This window comes from Paraburkholderia sp. RL17-373-BIF-A (assembly GCF_046030175.1).
In the GTDB taxonomy this organism is placed as follows: Bacteria; Pseudomonadota; Gammaproteobacteria; order Burkholderiales; family Burkholderiaceae; genus Paraburkholderia.
The window spans coordinates 1-2439 of record NZ_JARESO010000200.1 but is presented as its reverse complement, the minus strand read 5'-3'; the positions used below and the strand labels follow the sequence as shown (position 1 = coordinate 2439).

The following is a 2439-nucleotide window of genomic DNA, read 5'->3' as shown; positions in this document are numbered from 1 at the left end:
CACGCCGTCCATGCTGGAGAGCAGTCTTTCGATCTGCTGACCTTTGAAGTAATTGAGCTTCTCTTCTTCCTGCCCCGGCGAAGACACCAGTTGTCCACTAGGAAACAGGTCTTGAATGGTAGCAGTCTTGCGATGCGGTAGACCATGGTGGCGCAATACCTCCACGGCGTCGACCATGCGAGCACTTTCGACTTCAAGACCCACACCCTCTTTGCTTACCGTTTTGTTGACGGGAATCTCATTGTACATAAGCAAGGCCAGCATCTGGTTCGCCTCAGCCTCGTCCAGATTGCTGTAAAGCTCGCGCTTACAACCACCGAGCAACACCACTCCGCACAACAACAAGAGCCGCAATTTCATTGCATATTAACCAACTTGTTAATGGACTGCGTGATTGAGCCCGCCACCTTAGCAGTCAATTCCGTACCCACCATCATTTGGGTCAATTCGAATTGCGCTCCCAGGAGGGCATCCGGCGAATTCGTCGGACTCGGGCCGCCAAGCAAATCGGCAAATTGCTGCTGGGCAGTACTAGACGGCGTCGCAGCAGGCGACTGACTCACCGGCGCAAGGGCCGAGGAGATGTTGGCGATCGAAAAGATATCCATATCACAGCTCCCTATTGGGGTTGTTCCAACAACATACGCAAAACATCACAGTCCGTCGGCTCGAGGGTAGCAAGCCGCGCGGCGGCTGCCCGACGATGCCCCAAACCAAACAACAGCACGGACTCGGCGCGGGCCAATTGCAGAGGCTCGTCGATCATGTCAGGCAGCGCAGAAAGAATGTCGCGCATCTCGACGCGCAACCCATGGTTGACGGCAGCGAAGCCGGCTTCGACAACTAGACGCACGATAGAGGCCGATGAATCCATAATGCTCATCCAATTTTTGAGATAATGCCCATCATCATGTCTTTAACCGCCTTCAATACGGAACTCTCATAGCCGACCATCACCGAGTATCGATTCATCTCGAACTGCGCTTTAAGCATATTTTCTGGATTGTTAACAACATCCAACTTCATCGCCGCCTCGGCATCGTTAGCAATACGGGCGCTTTGATTGCCCATTTGGGCTGCAATGTTATCGAGGTTCATAGTTCTACCTGTTCGGTTACATACATGGACTACCCCAGTGCCGCAAGGCGCAGAGATGCCCGCTCCCCGGCATGCCAGTCATTCAATATAGCCAAGTGTTGGCGATGGAAAACTTTCGACGTCCGAAGCCAATCGTCTGACAACGCAAGAGGTAACGCTGGACGCGGACACGATGCTCTCCGACTCTTCCCCAATGAAACGATTATCGCGCGCACCGCCGTCGCACTCCATCAGGTCATGGCCTGAATTAGCTGCCACTCTGATGACAACGATGCCAGACCACCTCGATGACGCGCTGCGCTGCCATACAGGCTAACTGTTGCCGGCCAAGCGCTGCTAACTGTGCGGCCTGTTGCGGCTCACGTTGTCGCCGACAGAGTCCAGCAATGGCGTCCTCCAATATCAGTTGCAGTTCGCACCGCACCCGGCCCAAGGTATCAGCGGCCAAGCGATCTTCGAGGTCGGTTATCGTGTACATTCAAGACTCCAATATCAGTGTCGTAATGGCAAGAATATCAGCCGTTGACCATCAATGAGTGAAACGCCCGCAGCACTGATGTCCACGATCCGCGTCCCGCTTAACGCGGAACTACCGACCGTCAACCGCATGCCGTTCGCCAGCTCCAGAAACGGGGAATTCGCATTACCACCGACAATGGAAATCGCCGCCGGAAAGTAATCGGTGGACCGCACAGCGGCGGCAGTTGCGCTGACAAAGCGCATAGGCGTGGGCGATCCAACTTGGATGTTCCATGAGGCCACGAGGCTCGTCAGCGCTTCCAACCGCTCTGGCTCGAATTGTCCGGACAGCATCCAGCCTCGCTCGCTACGTACGGCGCTGACGCCTGTCAGCAAGTTAGCTATCCGCAATTTTGATAACAACTGGCCCAATTCATCTGCAGTGCGGTTGGAAATCTGCCAATCACGCAACCCGGGAATTTTGTCCAGAGCATCGACTAATTCAGGGAATAGCGCATCGTTTCGCACGGGACCATCGATGCTAACCAGACCATCAGCGCTTAACATCAAAAGAACGTCGTTATATCCATAGTTGGCCAATAGAGCGCGGACGGAGCGCTTCAGGTCCTCGTCACAGACCATCTCCTGCTGTAGTCGCACGCCGTCTGCGCGAAGTTTCTCGATGAGCGCGCTCAATTTGTCTAAGTCGTGGCAGCGCCCCGAAAGCATCAATGTCTTGTCATCAAGCCAACGTGCATCCAATTGAGGCTCTACGCGCACAAAACTCGAGAGCAACTCACGTGACGTTGGGCGACGGTCCGACGGCGGGGTATGGTGCAATAGACGCGCCCCGTCATCTGCAAACCAATACAACGCAGGAAT

5 protein-coding genes and 1 pseudogene are annotated in these 2439 nt (G+C 54.7%); all 6 read right to left on the bottom strand.

Annotated elements, in window-relative coordinates; all coding sequences use genetic code 11:
* Positions 1 to 360: pseudogene (locus tag P0D80_RS49535) on the bottom strand (EscJ/YscJ/HrcJ family type III secretion inner membrane ring protein); the annotation flags it as partial.
* Positions 357 to 608, bottom strand: a complete 252-nt coding sequence (gene sctI, locus P0D80_RS49530) for a type III secretion system inner rod subunit SctI (protein ID WP_408295900.1) — start codon at positions 606 to 608, stop codon at positions 357 to 359. The pseudogene P0D80_RS49535 and the gene sctI, both read right to left, overlap by 4 nt.
* A gap of 11 nt (positions 609 to 619) precedes the next feature.
* Complete coding sequence (locus tag P0D80_RS49525; RefSeq protein WP_408295897.1) at positions 620 to 883, bottom strand: EscG/YscG/SsaH family type III secretion system needle protein co-chaperone; 264 nt, start codon at positions 881 to 883, stop codon at positions 620 to 622.
* Positions 880 to 1098 (bottom strand): type III secretion system needle filament subunit SctF, encoded by a 219-nt coding sequence (gene sctF, locus P0D80_RS49520; protein ID WP_408295894.1) that lies wholly within the window; start codon positions 1096 to 1098, stop codon positions 880 to 882. The genes P0D80_RS49525 and sctF overlap by 4 nt, the downstream gene beginning before the upstream one ends.
* A 247-nt stretch (positions 1099 to 1345) precedes the next feature.
* Positions 1346 to 1576, bottom strand: coding sequence for an EscE/YscE/SsaE family type III secretion system needle protein co-chaperone (locus P0D80_RS49515; protein WP_408295891.1), 231 nt, complete (start codon positions 1574 to 1576; stop codon positions 1346 to 1348).
* A gap of 14 nt (positions 1577 to 1590) precedes the next feature.
* Positions 1591 to 2439, bottom strand: an 849-nt coding sequence (sctD, locus tag P0D80_RS49510; RefSeq protein WP_408295888.1) for a type III secretion system inner membrane ring subunit SctD, incomplete at its 5' end; no start/stop codon positions are given.